This window comes from Clostridium sp. AT4 (genome assembly GCF_001517625.2).
GTDB lineage: Bacteria > Bacillota > Clostridia > Lachnospirales > Lachnospiraceae > Enterocloster.
Genome location: NZ_LN999827.1, coordinates 435,486 through 453,760, shown reverse-complemented (window position 1 = coordinate 453,760; position 18,275 = coordinate 435,486). Strand labels below are relative to the sequence as shown.

General features: G+C 43.4%; 17 protein-coding genes. 9 read left to right on the top strand and 8 right to left on the bottom strand.

What is annotated here, in order from left to right; genetic code table 11:
• The first annotated feature begins 2 nt into the window (after positions 1-2).
• The 5 genes from BN3656_RS05295 (at position 3) to BN3656_RS05275 (ending at position 5,074) form a co-directional block, all read left to right on the top strand.
• A complete protein-coding gene (locus tag BN3656_RS05295; protein WP_066544936.1) occupies positions 3-962 on the top strand; it encodes an ABC transporter permease in 960 nt (319 codons plus the stop codon).
• Entirely contained in the window at positions 959-1,753 is a 795-nt protein-coding gene (locus BN3656_RS05290) for an alpha/beta hydrolase family protein (protein ID WP_066544934.1), read from the top strand. Before BN3656_RS05295 ends, BN3656_RS05290 begins: the two co-directional genes overlap by 4 nt.
• A gap of 99 nt (positions 1,754-1,852) precedes the next feature.
• Positions 1,853-2,536 carry a GntR family transcriptional regulator gene (locus BN3656_RS05285; protein ID WP_066544933.1) on the top strand — a complete coding sequence of 228 codons (684 nt, stop codon included), beginning with the start codon at positions 1,853-1,855 and terminating at the stop codon, positions 2,534-2,536.
• 170 nt (positions 2,537-2,706) lie between these two features.
• Positions 2,707-4,221, top strand: coding sequence for a YjjI family glycine radical enzyme (locus BN3656_RS05280; RefSeq protein WP_066544930.1), 1,515 nt, complete (start codon positions 2,707-2,709; stop codon positions 4,219-4,221).
• Positions 4,214-5,074, top strand: coding sequence for a YjjW family glycine radical enzyme activase (locus BN3656_RS05275; protein ID WP_066544926.1), 861 nt, complete (start codon positions 4,214-4,216; stop codon positions 5,072-5,074). Before BN3656_RS05280 ends, BN3656_RS05275 begins: the two co-directional genes overlap by 8 nt.
• Positions 5,075-5,903: 829 nt before the next feature.
• Here the strand turns inward: BN3656_RS05275 and BN3656_RS05270 are convergent.
• Complete coding sequence (locus BN3656_RS05270) at positions 5,904-7,145, bottom strand: IS256 family transposase (protein WP_066544925.1); 1,242 nt, start codon at positions 7,143-7,145, stop codon at positions 5,904-5,906.
• Positions 7,146-8,121: 976 nt separating this feature from the next.
• Positions 8,122-8,667: an NADH peroxidase gene (locus BN3656_RS05265; protein ID WP_066544923.1), complete on the bottom strand. Its 546-nt coding sequence runs from the start codon at positions 8,665-8,667 to the stop codon at positions 8,122-8,124.
• Between the two features lie 230 nt (positions 8,668-8,897).
• Here BN3656_RS05265 and BN3656_RS05260 point away from each other — a divergent pair, with 230 nt between their 5' ends.
• Positions 8,898-9,887 (top strand): hypothetical protein, encoded by a 990-nt coding sequence (locus tag BN3656_RS05260; protein ID WP_066544922.1) that lies wholly within the window; start codon positions 8,898-8,900, stop codon positions 9,885-9,887.
• Between the two features lie 67 nt (positions 9,888-9,954).
• Here the strand turns inward: BN3656_RS05260 and BN3656_RS05255 are convergent, their stop codons facing one another.
• The 6 genes from BN3656_RS05255 to BN3656_RS05230 all read right to left on the bottom strand — a co-directional run bounded on the left by BN3656_RS05255 (position 9,955) and on the right by BN3656_RS05230 (position 15,905).
• Entirely contained in the window at positions 9,955-11,370 is a 1,416-nt protein-coding gene (locus tag BN3656_RS05255; RefSeq protein WP_066544921.1) for an MATE family efflux transporter, read from the bottom strand.
• A 21-nt stretch (positions 11,371-11,391) separates the two neighbouring features.
• Positions 11,392-12,732, bottom strand: coding sequence for a sodium-dependent transporter (locus BN3656_RS05250; protein WP_066544916.1), 1,341 nt, complete (start codon positions 12,730-12,732; stop codon positions 11,392-11,394).
• Between the two features lie 240 nt (positions 12,733-12,972).
• Positions 12,973-13,518 carry an NADH peroxidase gene (locus tag BN3656_RS05245; RefSeq protein WP_066544905.1) on the bottom strand — a complete coding sequence of 182 codons (546 nt, stop codon included), beginning with the start codon at positions 13,516-13,518 and terminating at the stop codon, positions 12,973-12,975.
• Positions 13,519-13,627: 109 nt separating this feature from the next.
• Positions 13,628-14,056 (bottom strand): transcriptional repressor, encoded by a 429-nt coding sequence (locus BN3656_RS05240; RefSeq protein ID WP_066544904.1) that lies wholly within the window; start codon positions 14,054-14,056, stop codon positions 13,628-13,630.
• Positions 14,057-14,154: 98 nt separating this feature from the next.
• The gene (locus tag BN3656_RS05235; protein WP_066544903.1) at positions 14,155-15,117 is read right to left on the bottom strand and encodes a LysR family transcriptional regulator; all 963 of its coding nucleotides are present in this window, start codon (positions 15,115-15,117) and stop codon (positions 14,155-14,157) included.
• Positions 15,114-15,905, bottom strand: a complete 792-nt coding sequence (locus BN3656_RS05230) for a phosphatase (RefSeq protein WP_143331326.1) — start codon at positions 15,903-15,905, stop codon at positions 15,114-15,116. The genes BN3656_RS05235 and BN3656_RS05230 overlap by 4 nt, the downstream gene beginning before the upstream one ends.
• Before the next feature lie 236 nt (positions 15,906-16,141).
• On the opposite strand from BN3656_RS05230, the gene BN3656_RS05225 reads away from it, so the two are divergent.
• From BN3656_RS05225 to dtd, 3 genes are all read left to right on the top strand, one after another.
• Complete coding sequence (locus tag BN3656_RS05225) at positions 16,142-16,903, top strand: S1 RNA-binding domain-containing protein (RefSeq protein ID WP_066544902.1); 762 nt, start codon at positions 16,142-16,144, stop codon at positions 16,901-16,903.
• A 17-nt stretch (positions 16,904-16,920) separates the two neighbouring features.
• Complete coding sequence (locus BN3656_RS05220; RefSeq protein ID WP_066544897.1) at positions 16,921-17,568, top strand: GTP pyrophosphokinase family protein; 648 nt, start codon at positions 16,921-16,923, stop codon at positions 17,566-17,568.
• Positions 17,569-17,714: 146 nt separating this feature from the next.
• Positions 17,715-18,167, top strand: coding sequence for a D-aminoacyl-tRNA deacylase (gene dtd / locus BN3656_RS05215; RefSeq protein WP_066545309.1), 453 nt, complete (start codon positions 17,715-17,717; stop codon positions 18,165-18,167).
• Positions 18,168-18,275: the final 108 nt, after the last annotated feature.

Sequence of the window (18,275 nt, the reverse complement as noted above, 5' to 3'; positions counted from 1 at the left end):
AGATGGATAAAATATTTGTTGCGATTTTTACACCAGAGTTTCTCTTTTCAGTCATTCGCGTATCGACTCCGCTGATTCTGGGTGCTATGGCAGCTTTAATCTGTAACAGGGGTGGAATGCTCCATATTGCATTTGAGGGAATTATGTTATCTGCGGCATTTTTGGGAATGCTTACCAGTGCATTGACACAAAATGTGCTTATTGGTGTACTGGGAGCTATTGCTGGTGGCCTGCTGATATCCATGATGCTTGGTTATTTTCATCTGGTTTTGAATTCGGACAGAACATTAACCGGTATTGCATTGAATACATTTGCTTCAGCTGGAACTGTGTTTGCATTGTATCTTCTGGTTCAGGATAAAGGAACCTCCAGTTCCCTGCCGTCTTTGGTAGTTCCTAATCTGGATATACCTATTTTGAAAGATATACCTGTCTTGGGAACTGCACTTTCTGGACATAATGCGTTGACTTATGTGGCATTTTTGACAGTTTTTCTTACTTATATTATTGTTTTTCGGACCCCGCTTGGACTTCGAATCAGAACAGTAGGTGAAAATCCCAATGCGGCAGCCTCTGTTGGAATTGATGTCATGAAGGTAAGATTTATTACATTAGCAATCAGTGCGGTGGTCGCATCTTTGGCAGGAGCTTATATGTCCATGGGATATTTAAGTTGGTTCTCTAGAGACATGGTAGCAGGCCGTGGTTTTATGGCTATTGCGGCACAAAACTTAGGTGCGGCACTTCCCTTACCAAGCTTTCTTGCAGCGTTGGCCTTTGGTGCAGTAACAGCATTGGCAAATGTTCTTCAGACTTTAAATATGCCGTCTGAGATTATTCAGGCAATGCCCTACGTGGCAACATTGGTAGGATTGGGATTTTTTGGATATGCAGCGAAGAAAGGAAATGAAAAACGGGCAAAAGCAAGTCTGGCACATGCCAAGGAGAGAGAGGCAGTATGATTTTAAACCATTGCAATTTTTATTCAAAATCATTGGAAAACCATGTGGATGTCAATGTTTTACTACCTACTTTGCCAGATAATGATTATTTTTTTCATGATTATGAGGAAATATATAAGAAAAGGGAAATTAGAGTATTGTATCTTCTCCATGGAGCATTAGATGATTATACTATGTGGCTTCGACATACAAATATAGAGCGATATGCCGAAGCGGCGGGAATTGCGGTTGTCATGCCATCGGGGCAGAATGGATTCTATAGTAATGCTTTATATGGCTTAAGGTATTTTGACTATATAACAGAAGAACTGCCCAGAATGATAGAATATACCTTTCCGGTTTCTACAGACCGCAAGGACAGATTTATTGCAGGTCCGTCTATGGGAGGATATGGGGCAAGTAAATGTGCATTGACCTATCCCGAACGTTACGGAGCATTTGGTGATTTTTCAGGAGCCGTGGATCCGGAGACCTTAGAGCCGCTGATGAATCAAATGGGATTTGGTTTTTTTCGGTATGATTTGATTTTTGGCGGAAGCGACAAGGTAACAGGTAGTAAGGATGATCCTTTGGTGCTTGCAGAAGCCTGCAGAGAGCTTCAACAGAAGCCATTTGCATTTGTGACTTGCGGTGAGGAAGATACAAATAATTATAGGATGAATCGAAAGTTTTATGAGAAACTAAAGGACTGTGGATTTGAAACACAATTTTATGGGAATCATGGACTTCACGATTGGATTTACTGGGATATCTGTATAAAACTGTTCATTGAAAAATTAAAAGAAATCTAGCAGGAGAACAAAATTGAAATAAGGAAACATCTGACGACCAAGATTTACGGAAAGAATGGTTTATTTGTATACGAAGGAGAATAAGTAGGAGGGGATATCATGTATAAAAATCAAGCTTCGGAGATTGCCTATGATTACATAGTAGATCAAATTCGTTCTGGAATATGGAAGCCAGGTGACAAAATAGCAACAGAGGTTCAACTAGTCGAGAGTATAGGGGTAAGTCGGGTTGCAGTAAGAGAGGCAATTGAACGTCTGGTAACCATGTCTGTTTTGAATAAAGTGCGAGGATCAGGAACATATGTAGAGCAAAAGGATAATATGTCCTTTATGAGTGCAGCTATTTTGGGTGCAGATGCAGATTATATGCTTAAGATTCTTGAATTTCGAAAGATGTTTGATTCTTATAATGTAGAACTGTTTCTGAAATACGCAACAGATGAAGAAATAGAACTTCTGAAGCAAAATTATCAGGAAATGGTAGATATGAAGGATAATATGCAGAAATTCCGGGCAATAGACCAGCGCTTTCATGATATCATTGCAATTGGGACAAGAAATCCAATGATTATTCAGATTTCAAAAACGTTTACGGATATTTTTGAGGCAAATCAGGATCAGATGTATCATAAAATAGGACCACAGAACGCGATTTATTATCATGGGAAAATGTTGGAGGCCATTGAGGAGCGTAATGCAGAGGTAGCTGCTATCTATGCTAGAATGTCAATTGAGGCGTCCATCAGCCGCTTGGAGTCACAAAAGAAACTTGGGAAATTCTAATAAATTTTTATGTTTGAATATGTCTGCATCAGCAGGTATATTCGTTTTTGAAGGAGGGAATGTTTTCTACAGCAGAGTAATGGGATTTTGCGAATTAAAAAGTTTTTGAAAGAAGCAGAACTCTGTAATGACATAGTTTGAGGTATATGGATGTTTAGGAAGGAGAATTTATGGATAAAGAAAGATTGGCAAAGGCTACATATGATATCTTAACATCGAAGCAGTTGACTTATCGCCAGAAACTGATTCAATTGGCTAGACAGGCTGAAGATAGTCTTGATGTGTTAGATATCCCGGAAAAGTTTGAAAAATATTTTAAAACCAGAGCTTTATGTGATATGAATGAAGGAAGTGCTCCTTACAGACCTCGTTATGTTATGGTGGATTTTGAAAGATTCATGAAACAGGGAAGTAGATTTTTAAAAATAACTCCTCCTAAGAATTTGGATGAAGCAATTTTTGCTTTGCTTACACTCTATTACCATATCCCATCTATTACCACAATGCCTGTTTATATTGGAAATGTGGATACCTTGTTAAATCCATTTCTAGACGGTTTGAGTGATGAGGAGGTAAAAAATAAGTTTAAACTGTTTTTAAATTACATTGATCGTACGATTGCAGATGGCTATTGCCATGCAAATTTGGGGCCGACAGATTTACGGGCTACGAGGCTTTTTTTGGAGTGTGAACAGGAACTTCAAAATGCAGTTCCTAATATTACCATAAAGTATGATCTGGAGAATACGCCAGATGAACTTATGGAAAAGGCGATTTTATGTGCACTGAATTGTGCTAACCCAGCTATTGCTAATCATCAGTTGCATAAAAACACATACTGGGATTATGGCGTTTCCAGTTGCTACAATATACTGCCTTTGCGGGGGGGATCCTATATTTTATCAAGAGTAGTGATTCCGCGTCTTGCTAAAATGGCTGACAGTACGGAGCAATTTCTGAATGAGATTCTTCCAGAGGCCCTTTTGGGGCTTGGTCAATATATGGATGAAAGAATTCGTTTCTTAGTAGATAAGTCAGGTTTCTTCCAAAGTTCTTTTTTGGTAAAGGAAGGATTGATTGAGAGAGAGAATTTTACAGCTATGTTTGGTGTGGCAGGTTTATGCGATGGTGTGAACTATCTGATGAGAGAGAGCGGAAAGCGTTACGGAAACGATCCAGAGGCAGATGATCTTGCAGAAAAGATTATGAAGATCATTTCAGATTTTGCCGCATCATATCCGGCGAAATATTGTGAGGTTTCTGGTGGACATTATCTACTGCATGCACAGGCGGGCCTTTCTACAGATACAGGTGTGACCTCTGGTGTTCGGATTGTGGTTGGAGACGAACCGGATAGCTTATATGCACATCTAAGACATAGTGCACGTTTTCACAAGTTTTTTCCTACAGGTTGTTCAGATATTTTTCCTTTTGAGGAAACAGCTAAAAGGAATCCGGCAGCAGTTCTGGATATAATAAAAGGTGCATTTTTAGAAGGGGATAAATATCTTGCCATTTATCAGTCTGACAGTGATCTTGTTCGTATTACTGGATATCTTGTAAAACGCAGTGATATTGAAAAATATGATCAGGGAGAGGTTGTGTTGCAGGATACGATTCAAAATGGAAGTAGTAATTATAAGCTTAATCGCTTGAATCAAAGAAAGGTTCGTACTAATGAATGAGAAGCAGTTTTGGACTAAAAAGAGTGTTCCTGTCAACAGGATTTTGGAGTATTCTTTGGTAGATGGTCCAGGGAATCGGACAGTTATCTTTCTTCAAGGGTGTAATATTGCCTGCCATTATTGCCATAATCCGGAAACGCAGAAGATTTGTCTGAATTGCGGTGTATGTATAGAAAGTTGCCCGCCAAAAGCACTTTCAATGGAGAACGAAATGGTTGTTTGGAATGAAGAAAGATGTATTGGGTGCGATGCCTGTATTTCAGTCTGCTCACATCAAAGCTCGCCTAAGGTAAAGTGGATGACAGTTTCCCAAATTATGGGTAAGGTGAGTAGTAGCATGCCTTTTATCCGGGGGATTACCGTGTCTGGCGGAGAATGCAGCTTATACATGGATTTTCTCATAAAATTATTTCAAGCATGCAAAGAAAAAAATCTGAGTTGTCTGATGGATTGTAATGGTACAATCCCAGTGTGGAATCATCAGGTGATGGATTACTGTGACGGTGTTATGCTAGATGTGAAGGCATGGTCTGGGGAATGCTTTCGTGCATTGACAGGTGGCACAAATGATGTATTGAGGGAAAATCTTCAGAGGATTGCAGCATTGGGAAAGCTGACAGAAATCCGCATTGTATGTGTGGAGGGAGAAGTGGATGCAGAAGAATGTATCTGTGGAATTGCGGATACCCTTGGTATGGATGAGATTAAAAAAACACTATTAAAACTAATTCGTTTTCGTCCGGTTGGCGTACGGGGGGGATGGGAAAGGAAACCAATTCCCACTGTATCATATATGGAAAAGCTTTCTTCTCTTGCAGAAGAACGAGGTTTTATTGATGTGAGAATTATTTAAGAAAAGACAACTAACTTACATTTTTTGTAAAATGAAATGCTCCCTTCTAGGTAGATAGGTGAAATGATAAGCTTGTTTACTTAGGAGGGGAATTTGTGTGATAGGTGCCTTTTGCAGTAGCCTGTTTTATATCATAAGAAATTGTGTCTTGTGTTATTTTTTTAAAACACTCTATTTTTTGATTGGTAACTTTTCCTTCAGAAAATCCCGCAGTACCTCATCGCTTACCATGGCCTTTGGGAAGCAAAAACGTCTGGTGGGGAGAATCAAACAGGTAGATGCAGGGTGCTGCCTTCCCTGATTGGGGTGACAATGGTAATGCCATCATCGGTATCTACCAAAGTTACGGTGAGAATAAATGAAGCACAGTTAAAAAGTACATACAAGAGCATGAGAAGGCAGATATGATGTAAAGGTCAAACCGCTCACCTTTCACTAAATCCATTATTAGTGTATACTTGAGAAAAATAATAGCTTTTTTCAAATAGGAGGACTAAACACCATGGATCAGTGCACTCATGAAGTCTATTATTACTGGCAGAGATGATTCCGGAAGCGGACTTACGATGAAATAAAGAGAAACGTCTTAGAACCTGCTGTGGTCAACATCATAAACTTAAGGGAAAATTATTCCTATATCTGTTACTTTTTCAGCTATAAAAATTATATTTGAGACTATGAGAAAATCTCTGTAAATTAGATTCTTCTATGATAATGAATGGTGAGAAGCTTACAAATCAGGCTTTTCACCCTTGTTTTATATATAACAGTTACTGCCAGGCATGTCAAGAGCAGGCGGCTGGCCGCCTGTCTTAGACTATGTTTTTACTTATTCTGGAAGTCGTCCTTCGTACATGATACTCAACTCCCCATAGACCTGGCCCCAGTCCCGGATGGTAGTTGCCCATTTCTTAGTAGCCTCGAAAGTGGCCAGATATAAGGCTTTTAACAGCGCTGTATCACTTGGAAATACGCTTCTCTGACGGTTCAGTTTCCGGTATGTGGAGTTCAGTGATTCTATCGCATTTGTTGTATAAATGACCTTCCGGACAGTGGTTGAAAACTTAAAAATCGGAGAAACAGCATCCCAGTTGTCCTTCCAGCGTTTCATGGAATTCGGATATTTCGGACTCCATTTTTCTGTCACACGGTCTAAAGCAGCCAGAGCCTTCTGCTCATCAGCAGCCTGATAGATGGTTTTTAAATCTGCAGCGAAAGCTTTCCTGTCTTTATCCGGAACGTATTTCAGCGTATTTCTTACCTGATGGACAATACACCTCTGATATTCTGTCTTTGGAAATGCCGCCGAAATCGCTTCTTTAATGCCTGTAAGGCCGTCTGCACAGATAATCAGGATATCTTTAACCCCTCGATTTTTTAGTTCATTTAAGACAGAAAGCCAGTATTTCGCACTTTCATTGTCGCCAATCGTGATGGTCAATACTTCCTTTTTGCCCTCTGTGTTAATGCCCAGAATTACATAGGCTGCAAGTTTACGTATCACTCCGTTGTCCCGCCCAGAATAGTGGATAGCATCAATGTAAACAATCGGATACACGTCGTCTAGCGGTCGCTTCTGCCAGTCTTCAATCTGCGGAAGTATCTTATCTGTTACATCAGAAATAAAACTCTCAGATGTTTCAAAGCCATAGATATCTTCAATCGTTTCCGAAATTTGGCGTGTAGTCATTCCTTTGGCATACATGGAGATAATCTTCTGGTCAATGTCAGAAATATCCTTCTGACGCTTTTTGACAACCTGTGGTTCAAAGGTGGACTTTCGATCTTGTGGTACTTCGATTTCCATAGAACCATACCGACTGTTTACCTGCTTGCGTTTATAGCCGTTTCGATAATCGTCGTTGTCAGAACGCTCGGATTTCTCATATCCGAGATGGTCATCCATTTCTGCCTCCATCATTTCCTTGATGGTGCCACCAAGGAGATCTTTAAGAGCATCCTGGATATCTTCAGCAGTCTCAATATCGTATTCTTCGAGAAGCTGACGAATGATATTTCTTTTTCCATCGGTCATTTGTACTCTGTGTACAGGTTTCTTTTGTCTTGCCATAATAAAAGGCCCTCCTAATGATATTTATTTTATCATAGAAGGACCTTGTGATGGTTATTTTACAGAAAAAGTCTCGCAGGCTCTTATATTTAAGAGGGCAAAAAAGTCCATACTTACCCCAATGAAATTGTATGGACTTTTTTAAAAATTATTTTTTTGATTGCCTGATATATATGATTATACCGAATCAGGCTCAGCCCCGTTCTTTTTCTACTCTTAAAATCTTAACTTCAGCACGTAGCTTTTCCAACTCACTCATCTCATCAGGACTTTTTCATTTGCTACGGTTATCTATTAAAGCTTCTACTCCGCTTGCTTCATATTTCACAGTATAATTGCGTGCCTGTTAATAGGACACCTGATATTGTTCTGTTGATTTAGCATAATTGTGGTCATGTGCGATACAGTATTGTACTATTTCAACCCGTTCTTCAAATATGTTTTTTTCTTTGGTCATGATTATGTTTCCTCCGGTTCCAGAAGATTTTAATTCTTCATGATCATTATACTTCTTTATTTAGATTTGCAACTTGGATTTTAAACGAATTCCGTATTTTTATAAATATCATCTTGAGAACCTAAGTCTGCTAAATAATTCAAAACTGCTTGTTGTTTCAATTTTTTAGAATATTTCTTATTCCCATTCAATGTGAATGCATTTGTTCCCATAGATCCATAATTTCAAATCCATTGTTGGATAGATGCTATACTGACACCAAACATAGACGCAATTTGATATTGGTTTTCTTTTTTTGTCCCAATATAGATTTACAACATATATCTTATCCTCAACGGATATTTTTTTAGACATAAAATATGCTCCCTCCTAAGTGACAAGTTTTTATTATTTTACTTGTCTACCTAGAAGAGAGCATATCATATTAACCGACAGCCCCTTTTTGTAAAAGGCAGATAGACTGCGGCTTTATGATTCAGCTGGGATTATCAGTGAGAGTGTGTAATGATTATGGAAGTATTAGCCAAAGTATCTCTTTAACAGACCTTCAAATGCCTTTCCGTGACGAGCCTCATCCTTAGCCATCTCATGAACAGTGTCATGGATTGCATCCAGGTTAGCAGCCTTAGCTCTCTTAGCCAGGTCGAACTTGCCGGCAGTAGCGCCGTTCTCAGCAGCAACTCTCATCTCCAGGTTCTTCTTAGTGGAGCTTGTAACAACCTCGCCTAAGAGTTCAGCAAACTTAGCAGCATGCTCAGCCTCTTCCAGAGCAGCCTTCTCCCAGTACAGGCCGATCTCAGGATAGCCCTCTCTGTGAGCGACTCTGGACATAGCCAGGTACATACCAACCTCAGAGCACTCGCCCTCAAAGTTAGCTCTTAAATCAGCCATGATATCCTCAGGGGAACCCTGAGCAACGCCAACCTCATGCTCGCAAGCCCAAGCCATCTGATCAGCAGCCTGCTCCTTGAACTTGGAAGCAGGAACGCCGCACTGAGGACATTTCTCAGGAGCCTGCTCACCCTCATAAACGTAACCGCAAACTGTACAAACCCATTTCTTCATAGTCTTGATCTCCTTTATTATATAGTGTGTGGGAACCGGAGATGCCCCGGAACCCTGTTAACATTGCGAATCAATAATAGTAATGATTACTGATATCAATATAAATGATTTATGCTGTTTTGTCAACAGCTTTTTTTAAAAAATTTAAATTTCGTTTTCATAGTCTGGCGTGGATATTGATAGTATGGTAGAATTTAAGAAGGAAAACGGTTGAAAGGGGATGCAGGCAAGTGAAAACAGAAAATACTTTAGCAAGAAATCTGGATTTTGCTGCAGATAAGGCATCTTATGACGCGGCCTGTAAACGGCTTCTGGCTAATAAAGAGATTTTAGCCTGGATTATGAAAAGCTGTATTGAGGAATATAGAGAATGCAGTGTTAAGGACATTGCAGAGTATTATATTGAAGGGGAACCGCAGATTGCCCATACAGCAGTAAATTCGGATGAACGGTCCGCGAATGGTTCCGATACGATTCGGGGAATGAGTACAGAAGATGCCAGACTGGAAGAAGGAACAATTACCTATGATATACGCTTCCTTGCAGCAGTACCCGGTACAGGAGAGCCGATCCGCTTGATTATCAATGTGGAAGCGCAGAATGATTTTTATCCGGGATATCCGATTATCAAAAGAGGAATTTATTATTGCAGCCGAATGATTTCTTCGCAGTACGGGTCAGAATTTACAGATGGACACTATGAAAAGATATGCAAGGTTTACTCGATCTGGATCTGTATGAATCCACCTAAACGGCGGAAAAATACGATTAACCGATATTCGATTACAGAAGAGTGCATGGTAGGAGAGGAAAAGGAGAAGAAGGAAAATTATGACCTGATGACGGCAGTTATAATCTGTCTGGGAGACTCAGAGAATGAACATTATTCAGGTATTATAAAGCTTTTAGATGTCCTTCTTTCTGATGAGCAGGATCCGCAGAAGAAGAAACATATTTTAGAGGAAGATTTTTCAGTTAAGATGACAAGGGATTTAGAACGGGAGGTATCGCTCATGTGTAATCTTAGTAAAGGAATTGAAGACAGGGGAATGGAAAAAGGATTGGAGCAGGGGCTGGAACAGGGCATGGAACATGGTCTTCTTTCCTCCATCCGCAATCTGATGGAGACCATGAGCTGGTCCTCCGGTCAGGCGATGGATGCCCTTAAGATTCCCAGGGAAAACCGGGAACGGTATGAACAGCTTTTAAAACAGCTATAGTCAGATAAATGTAAAATCCATACAGCCCCGGCAGATATACAATGATACTGTCGGGGCTGTGTGGATTTTATGCTTCAGACAGATGCTCCATCTGTTTCATTCGCTTTAGCTCTCTGGACACAAAGAAGACTGCCAAAACAGCGGCCATCAGATCTGCCACAGGAGCCGAGTACATAACGCCCTCAATTCCTAAGAACATAGGAAGAATGAGGATTAGAGGCAGAAGGAAGATAATCTGGCGTGTGAGGGATATAAATATACCCGTACCTGCCTTTCCAATGGAGGTAAAATAGTTGGCCGTAATGGGCTGAAGGCCATTTAAAAATGTAAAGAAAAGGAAAATACGGAAATACTGCTCTGCAAAGCGGAAATATTCCTCACTTCCTGAACCGAAAATGGAGATGATCTGTCTGGGGATCAGCTGAAAGCATAAAAAGGATACAGAGGAAATACAGGTGGCGATACATACTGCTTTCAGATAGGCGGAACGTACACGGCGGTATTTTCCTGCTCCGTAGTTAAAGCTGACAATGGGCTGCAGTCCCTGGGAAAGACCGATGACCAGGGAGAAGAAGATCATGTTTACCTTGCTGATGATCCCGGCACAGGCAAGAGGAATCTCACTGCCGTAATGAGACTGTCCGCCGTAATAGCGAAGTACATTATTCATAACAATCTGTACCACCATCATTGCAATTTGGTTAAAGAAGGGTGCCATTCCCAGGGATATGATCGCTTTAATGTGGGAAGGAATGGGACGAAGGTAGTCAAATGTCAAATGGACTGTTTTAAAGCGGGTCAGATAGATGATTACCATGATACCGGATACAATCTGGCCGATAATGGTTGCCAGAGCAGCACCGGCCATTCCCATATGAAAAGTAAAGATAAACAAAGGGTCTAAGATCGTGTTGATCAGTGCGCCTGTAAGTGTGCAGACCATGGAGAAACGGGGACTTCCGTCTGCCCGGATCAGGTTAGAGCCTCCAGTAGTAAGGATCAGGAATGGAAAACCAAGGGAAGTAATGCCTGTGTATACAAGAGAGTAATCTAAAACTTCTTCTGTGGCTCCAAAGGCTATCATGAGAGGCTTTAAAAATAAGCGTACTCCCAGGCAGAGGATCAATCCTGTAAAAAACAGCATAAAAACAGCATTTCCCGCATAACGGGCAGCATCTTCCCGTTCGCCATGGCCCATGGAAAGATTAAAGTTAGCTGCGCCGCCGATGCCAAACATCAGGGAAAGGGCGGTACAGGTGATGGTTAGAGGAAATGCAACATTGGTAGCAGCATTTCCAAGCATTCCCACACTGCGGCCGATAAAAAACTGATCTACGATATTATACAGGGCACTGACCAGCATGGCTATGATGCTGGGAATGGCAAAGCGGGCTAAAAGCTGGTTAATAGGCAGAGTGCCCAGGGGATTTGCAGGGACATTGGAAGCTGATCCCGTCTGTCCCTGTGATGGAAATTGATTCATTTTAGATACCTCTCTTTTGTATCAGCCAATGCCTCCGAAGATAATTCCCAGTATAAATACTGCGATGGTAAGTCCGCAGAAGACATAGGCGGTCATAAAGCGGAACCAGGGACCAAGGGGTTTTGGGCGGCCCTTTTCCGCTTCTTTTTTTGCAAAATCGCTGCCATATACCCAGAAAAACATGATTCCTGCCAGGCCGGCGCCCAATGGACAGATATAGATAGAAACGAAGTCCATCCAGCCGGATACGATTCCCTGGATGCAAAGGCCTACTGCGAGAGCCAGCGATGCAGCAATAGTGACAGATACACGGCGGCTCAGTTTAAAATGCTGTTCCAAAGTGGCAATAGGAGCTTCAAACAGGTTGATAATGGATGAAATACCGGCAAAAAATACGGCTGTAAAGAAAACGATTACCAGGATGCGGCTCCCGGGCATGGATTTAAACAGGTTGGGCAGATAAATAAAGATAAGTCCGGGACCGCCTTCATTTAACTGAGAACCGGTGGTAGCCATGGCGGGAATGATAACAAGGGCTGCAAGAAGAGCGGCCATAGTGTCAAAGAAGGCCACTTTGCGGGCTGCACTGGTAACATCCTCGCTGTCTTTTAAATAGGAGCCGTAGATCAGAGTGCCGTTTCCTGCCAGAGACAGGGAGAAAAATGCCTGTCCAAGGGCAAAAACCCAGGTCATGGGATCTGCCAGTCCTTCCGGTTCAATACGAAAGATGTAACGATATCCTTCTGCCGCTCCCGGCTGGAAAGCCATATATACAGCCAGCCCCAAAAACAGGAAAAAGAACAGGGGCATAATAACCTTATTGATTTTTTCAATCCCTCCTGAAATACCACAGACCATGATGATAAAGGTTATTACGATGCCTACAGTCTGCCAGAAGTTATTGCCAAAGGGAGCTGCCATCTGCCCAAAGGCTTGTCCGAAGCCTTCAATATCTGCTTGGGCCAGCACCGAGCCGGTAAGGGAACCTGCAGCGTATTTGAGGATCCAGCCAACGATGACAGAATAACCAATCGCCAGAGCCAGAGATCCGATCACGGGAAGATAGCCGATCGCCTGTCCGATCTTGGGATTTTTCCCGCGGCTTGCTATGGCCTGGCCAAAGGCTCCGATGGGGCCGGAACGGGTGGCCCGCCCGAATGCCATTTCACCGATGACGCCGGAAAGACCAATGATGATTACAAAAAGAAAATAGGGCAGCAAGAAGGTGCCGCCTCCGTACTTTGAGACCCTGGTGGGGAACATCCAGATATTGCCCATGCCTACTGCAGAGCCGATGCAGGCCAGGACGAACCCCCAGTTGGACTTCCAGGAATCCCGATGGGTTGTACTTGAGTGACTCACAAAAAACCTCCTGTAGCGCCATAAAGGAGTGATGAGGCGCTGAAAAATGATATGTTCAGTGAAAACGCATATATCACGATCCACCAATTCTATTGTAACCCCAAACAGAACGTTTGTCTATTAGGTGATGGAAGGCGAAGAGGAGGGAAATAACAGTATACAGCATGGATGCTGGAAAATGAAGAAAGAGGGAAAAGACGAATCCTTTCCCTCTCAGATATCAGGTTTATCGAATTTTAATTAGCCAAAGTATCTCTTTAACAGACCCTCAAATGCTCTGCCGTGTCTAGCCTCATCCTTAGCCATCTCATGAACAGTGTCATGGATTGCATCCAGGTTAGCAGCCTTAGCTCTCTTAGCCAGATCGAACTTGCCGGCAGTAGCGCCGTTCTCAGCAGCAACTCTCATCTCCAGGTTCTTCTTGGTGGAGCTTGTAACAACCTCGCCTAAGAGTTCAGCAAACTTAGCAGCATGCTCAGCCTCTTCCAGAGCAGCCTTCTCCCAGTACAGGCCAATCTCAGGATAGCCCTCTCTGTGAGCGACTCTGGACATAGCCAGGTACATACCAACCTCAGAGCACTCACCCTCAAAGTTAGCTCTTAAGTCAGCCATGATATCCTCAGGGGAACCCTGAGCAACGCCAACCTCATGCTCGCAAGCCCAAGCCATCTGATCAGCAGCCTGCTCCTTGAACTTGGAAGCAGGAACGCCGCACTGAGGACATTTCTCAGGAGCCTGCTCACCCTCATAAACGTAACCACAAACTGTACAAACCCATTTCTTCATAGTCTTGATCTCCTTTATTATATAGTGTGTGGGAACCGGGGATGCCCCGGAACCCTGTTAACATTGCGAATCAATAATAGTAATGATTACTGATATCAATATAAATGATTTATGCTGTTTTGTCAATAGTTTTTTGATCTTTTTTTGGATTTTCCATATCCATACAGGACTGGCACTGGCCAAAAAACAGAATGGAATGAGAATCAATATGTCCCGGCGCATGGCTCTGGACTGCTGCATTTAATTCATCCATTTCCTGAATATCCATATCATAGACATGGCCGCATTCTCTGCATACAAAATGGTAGTGGGGCGATACATCGCCGTCATAGTGGTCTGCTCCGCTTCCGCAGCTTAATTTACGGATCTCGCCCGTCTCCACCAGCAGATTTAAGTTCCGATAAACGGTTCCCAGGCTGATATTGGGAAATTCCTCCCGAATGCTGGCGTATAGGGCGTCTGCCGTTGGATGATCGCACCGGTTCATCAAGCTGGCTTTGATGGCTTCCCTCTGACGGCTATACTTTAAAACTTTCATAGGCGTCTCCTTCTAATATAATAATGATAATAATTACTGTTTATATTATAAGGAGTTCTGCTTTTGATGTCAAGGCAAAACAGATAAAAACATCAGCTTCAGTCATTCTTGTAAGGAATCCTCTCCAACGCAATCCTGATAAACTCATGGGTTGCCCTGGACATATAGTGTCCCTTGTGGTAGCCCAGCCCCAGAGTGCCGTGGGCCCGGGAGTAGTTTAATGGATAGAGATTCAGCCCCGTCTGATGGGTCAGGGGATTTTTGTTGGTATTTGCGGCATGATCCGGGGACATGAACATCCGGGGATAAAAGGTGATCCCCATTCCCTTGACGCTGAGTGCAAGTGCCGTTTCTATGTTTTCCGTCTCCAGAGCGATATGGGGAGTTACCTGAGCATCTTCAAAAATTTCATCTGCAATGGTGCGCACCCGATTTCCCTTATTTAAAAGTACAAAGGGGCAGTTTTCAAGGAGACGTACATCGGCGCCCTGCTCCATCTTTTTGCGAAGCTCATCCCACCCATCGGGATGGGCTTTTTTCAGGACTTCATCCGGAACCACCAGAAGGATCTCCTCCTGGCAGATGGGTACGGTGTCTACATTTTCTGCCGTAAAGGGAAGCAGATCGATCATCAGGTCGATGGTTCCATGGAGGAGGTCATTTGCCAGTTCGCTTGAATTGCCTTCGATCAGATGAAGTTCGATGCCCGGAAATTCAGACTGGTAGGTAGGAAGGATTTCCGGCAGGATAAAACGGCCTCTTGTGTGCGAAACGCCGATGGAAAGCTGGCCGGTGGAGAAATCCTTGATATCAGCGATTTCCCGGTAGGTTTCATCCTTTAAATCCAAAAGTTCTCTGGCCCGAACCTTTAGGGCCTGCCCCGCATAGGTCAAAGTCAGCGGGGAAGTGCGGTTAAAAAGGACAACGTCAAATTCCTTTTCCATATTGGAAATGTGATTGCTTAAGGACTGCTGGGAAATATAGAGCCGTTTGGCGGCCCGCGTAAAATTCAGCTCTTCGGCAGCTGCCAGAAAGTATTCCAGATTTAAAAAGTTGATCATGTTCGGTTGTTTCCTCCCTGAGGATGAGATAATGCGTTATAAAAAAGCTCCGGTTCTTCCTTTAAAAGCCGGTCCAGAGACGGGATAAAGGCTGCGGCTTTTGAGAGAGAGGTATTTACTACCAGTTCCTCGGGAAAATGGAGATCAGCTAAAAGCCTGTGGGCCATTTCGTGGTTTCCCACATCATTTTCACAGTGTGCGTCGCTGTCTATAATGATAGAGGTCCCATAGCGCATACAGGCAGTCAGCAGCTGTTCATAATTTTCTCTGGCACCTTTTCTGGAAGAGTTGGGAGCAAGAGAGTGGCTGTTGAGTTCCAGGAGTTTATGATGCTTTGCAGCCGCAGCAGCTACTGCGGTCCAGTCGGCAGGCAGGCGGGAATCATCGGGATGGCCGATGATGTGGATCAGAGGGTTCTCCATGACGCCCAGATAGGCATTTGTATAGTCGGATACAGTGCCGTGATTGTCGATACAGGGGGTGTGGAGGCTGGCAATCGCGTAATCTATTTTTTGCAGGTAATGATCCTCTAAGTCTACTCGTCCTGTATGATCAAGAATGTTCAGCTCGGTTCCCATTAAAACCGGGATTCCACGGATCACTCTGGGGATCACGTCAAAATTACTGAAATAGAATTTGTGGCAGCTTCCGGGCATAGCGGGAGCGTGTTCGGAACAGCCGTAAAGGGCTAGTCCTTTTTCGGCAGCGGACTGGGCCATTTCATAAAGCGTGTTGTAGGCATGGCCGCTGGCGATGGTATGTGTATGAAGATCTAAAAGATCGATCATGAAAATATCCTCCTTATGAAATAAATGCAAGTGTTCTTCCTAAAATATAGCACAGGAAACTTTCCGGTACAAAGGAAAAAACAGCAAAAATAAAAAACAGGAATAATTTTTCTGAAAAAGTATAGAAATATCAGGTGGTTTGCTGATATAATGTAAAAAGCTGAATATCCAGACAGTCTGAAAGGATCAAAACAGACTGAGACAGGGAATGAAAAGCGGAAGGTGAGGAGAAGAACATGAGCGAAGACATGAATAAGGAATTGGAGACAGAGGTTAAGGCAGAGGAGCCTGTTGAAACCATGGAGGATTATGCGGCTGAACTGGAGGCTTCCTATGCGGCTCTGGATCAGAGAAGAGATATGCCGGAAGACGACAGCGCTGAAGGACAGAAGTGGGCTGAGTTTGCTCAGATGATGGAGGATAAGACCGTTCTCAAGGTAAAGATTTCCGAGGCTGTAAAGGGCGGGGTTGTTGCCTTTGTAGATGAGGTAAGAGCATTTATCCCGGCGTCTCAGCTGTCAGCGGATTATGTAGAAAAGCTGGAGGACTGGCAGGGCAAGCATGTGGAGGCTGTGATCATTACAGTAGATCCGGAAAAGAAGAGACTGGTTCTGTCTGGCCGTCAGGTGGAACGCCAGAAGAGGGAAGAGGCCCGCAAAGAGCGTCTGGCTCAGTTTAAGCCGGGTGATGTAGTAGAGGGCACCGTAGACAGCTTAAAGGATTACGGCGCTTTTGTGAAGCTGGCAGAGGGCGTAGACGGACTTGTGCATATTTCCCAGATCAGTACCCAGCGCATCAAGCATCCGGGAGCTGTTCTCAAGGAAGGACAGACCGTAAAGGTAAAGATCCTTTCCATTGCAGACGGAAAGATCAGCCTGAGCATGAAGGTTCTGGCCGAGCAGGAGACTGCGCGTGAAGAGCATGAAACCTTCAACTATAAAGAGACCGCTTCAGCCACCACAGGCCTGGGGGATCTGTTAAAGGGACTGAAGCTGTAGGAGAGGAAGGGATAGGAATGATCAATATCCCCAAAACGAACGAACAGATCGACCAGTGGCGTTCTGTGATGTTTCTCTATGATTCAGCCTTAAAAAAGATGAATACAAAGATTGAAATCCTAAATAATGAGTTCATAAACAGGTATGATTACAATCCGATTGAGCATATTAAATCAAGGCTGAAGACAGCGGACAGTATTGTAAATAAACTGAAAAAGGACGGGCGTGAGGTAAGCATTGAAAATATGCAGGAGTATTTGAGCGATATTGCGGGTATCCGCATTATCTGCTCCTTTACATCTGATATTTATCAGATCGCTCAGATTATTTCGGGGCAGAGGGATGTTACAGTTCTTCATGTAAAGGACTATATCAAATATCCAAAGCCCAACGGATATAAGAGCTACCATATGGTGGTAACTGTGCCGGTTTACCTTTCAGACGGAGCCGTGGAAACAAAAGTGGAGATCCAGATCCGCTCCGTTGCCATGGATTTCTGGGCCAGTTTAGAGCACAAAATTGCTTACAAATTTGAAGGAAACGCTCCGGAGAACCTTCTGATGGAATTAAAAGACTGTGCGGATATGGTAGATATGCTGGATAAAAAGATGTTTTCGTTAAATGAGGCCATCATAGCCTTTGCGAAAAACCAGCAGGAAGAATAGCCCGGAGCTCCGGGAGAAAAATAAAACCTGCGCCAGCCGGCGGCCTTATGGAACCGGCTGGCTCTTTCTTTTTCCGGTGCTTTGCAAAACGCGGGAGAAGTGCAGGAGAGGATGAGAATGTATCACACACAGGAGGACGAGAGAAAATGAGAGCAGTTGTTCAGAGAGTGACCCAGGCAAGTGTTACAGTAGACGGAGAACTTTTGGGAAGAATTGGAAAAGGCCTTCTGATTCTTCTGGGCGTGGCTGATGGGGATACCAGAGAGCTGACGGAAAAGATGGCAGACAAAATCTGCCGCCTGCGTATTTTTGAGGATGAGAATGGAAAAACCAATTTAAGTCTGGCGGATGTGGGAGGAGAGCTTCTTGTAATCAGCCAGTTTACCCTTTATGCAGACTGCCGCAAGGGCAACCGCCCCAGCTTTGTAAAGGCAGGAGCACCTCAGATGGCGGAAAAGCTCTACGAGCACTTTCTGGCCCGGTGCCGGGAACAGGCGGACGTGGTGGAAAAAGGGCAGTTTGGCGCTGATATGAAGGTGGAGCTTTTAAATGACGGTCCCTTTACGCTGATGATGGACAGTGAGGAGCTGTTTAAATAAATCGAAGGTTTGAGTTTCCTCATTTTACACCGTGCTCTGGAGTCTGGTGTTCCGGGCTCCGGTTTCCGGTCATAAGAAAAACTAAGAGGCTGAAATTTTTCTAAAAAC

What these genes read in the sequence shown, in the direction of transcription:
- BN3656_RS05255 (WP_066544921.1), bottom strand. Translation starts at nt 11,370, where the DNA reads ATGAATCAATTTCCATCACAGGGACAGACGGGATCAGCTTCCAATGTC.
- BN3656_RS05220 (WP_066544897.1), top strand. Translation starts at nt 16,921, where the DNA reads ATGATCAATATCCCCAAAACGAACGAACAGATCGACCAGTGGCGTTCT.
- BN3656_RS05265 (WP_066544923.1), bottom strand. Translation starts at nt 8,667, where the DNA reads ATGAAGAAATGGGTTTGTACAGTTTGCGGTTACGTTTATGAGGGTGAG.
- BN3656_RS05280 (WP_066544930.1), top strand. Translation starts at nt 2,707, where the DNA reads ATGGATAAAGAAAGATTGGCAAAGGCTACATATGATATCTTAACATCG.
- BN3656_RS05275 (WP_066544926.1), top strand. Translation starts at nt 4,214, where the DNA reads ATGAATGAGAAGCAGTTTTGGACTAAAAAGAGTGTTCCTGTCAACAGG.
- BN3656_RS05245 (WP_066544905.1), bottom strand. Translation starts at nt 13,518, where the DNA reads ATGAAGAAATGGGTTTGTACAGTTTGTGGTTACGTTTATGAGGGTGAG.
- BN3656_RS05240 (WP_066544904.1), bottom strand. Translation starts at nt 14,056, where the DNA reads ATGAAAGTTTTAAAGTATAGCCGTCAGAGGGAAGCCATCAAAGCCAGC.
- BN3656_RS05235 (WP_066544903.1), bottom strand. Translation starts at nt 15,117, where the DNA reads ATGATCAACTTTTTAAATCTGGAATACTTTCTGGCAGCTGCCGAAGAG.
- BN3656_RS05225 (WP_066544902.1), top strand. Translation starts at nt 16,142, where the DNA reads ATGAGCGAAGACATGAATAAGGAATTGGAGACAGAGGTTAAGGCAGAG.
- BN3656_RS05295 (WP_066544936.1), top strand. Translation starts at nt 3, where the DNA reads ATGGATAAAATATTTGTTGCGATTTTTACACCAGAGTTTCTCTTTTCA.
- BN3656_RS05230 (WP_143331326.1), bottom strand. Translation starts at nt 15,905, where the DNA reads ATGATCGATCTTTTAGATCTTCATACACATACCATCGCCAGCGGCCAT.
- dtd (WP_066545309.1), top strand. Translation starts at nt 17,715, where the DNA reads ATGAGAGCAGTTGTTCAGAGAGTGACCCAGGCAAGTGTTACAGTAGAC.
- BN3656_RS05270 (WP_066544925.1), bottom strand. Translation starts at nt 7,145, where the DNA reads ATGGCAAGACAAAAGAAACCTGTACACAGAGTACAAATGACCGATGGA.
- BN3656_RS05290 (WP_066544934.1), top strand. Translation starts at nt 959, where the DNA reads ATGATTTTAAACCATTGCAATTTTTATTCAAAATCATTGGAAAACCAT.
- BN3656_RS05285 (WP_066544933.1), top strand. Translation starts at nt 1,853, where the DNA reads ATGTATAAAAATCAAGCTTCGGAGATTGCCTATGATTACATAGTAGAT.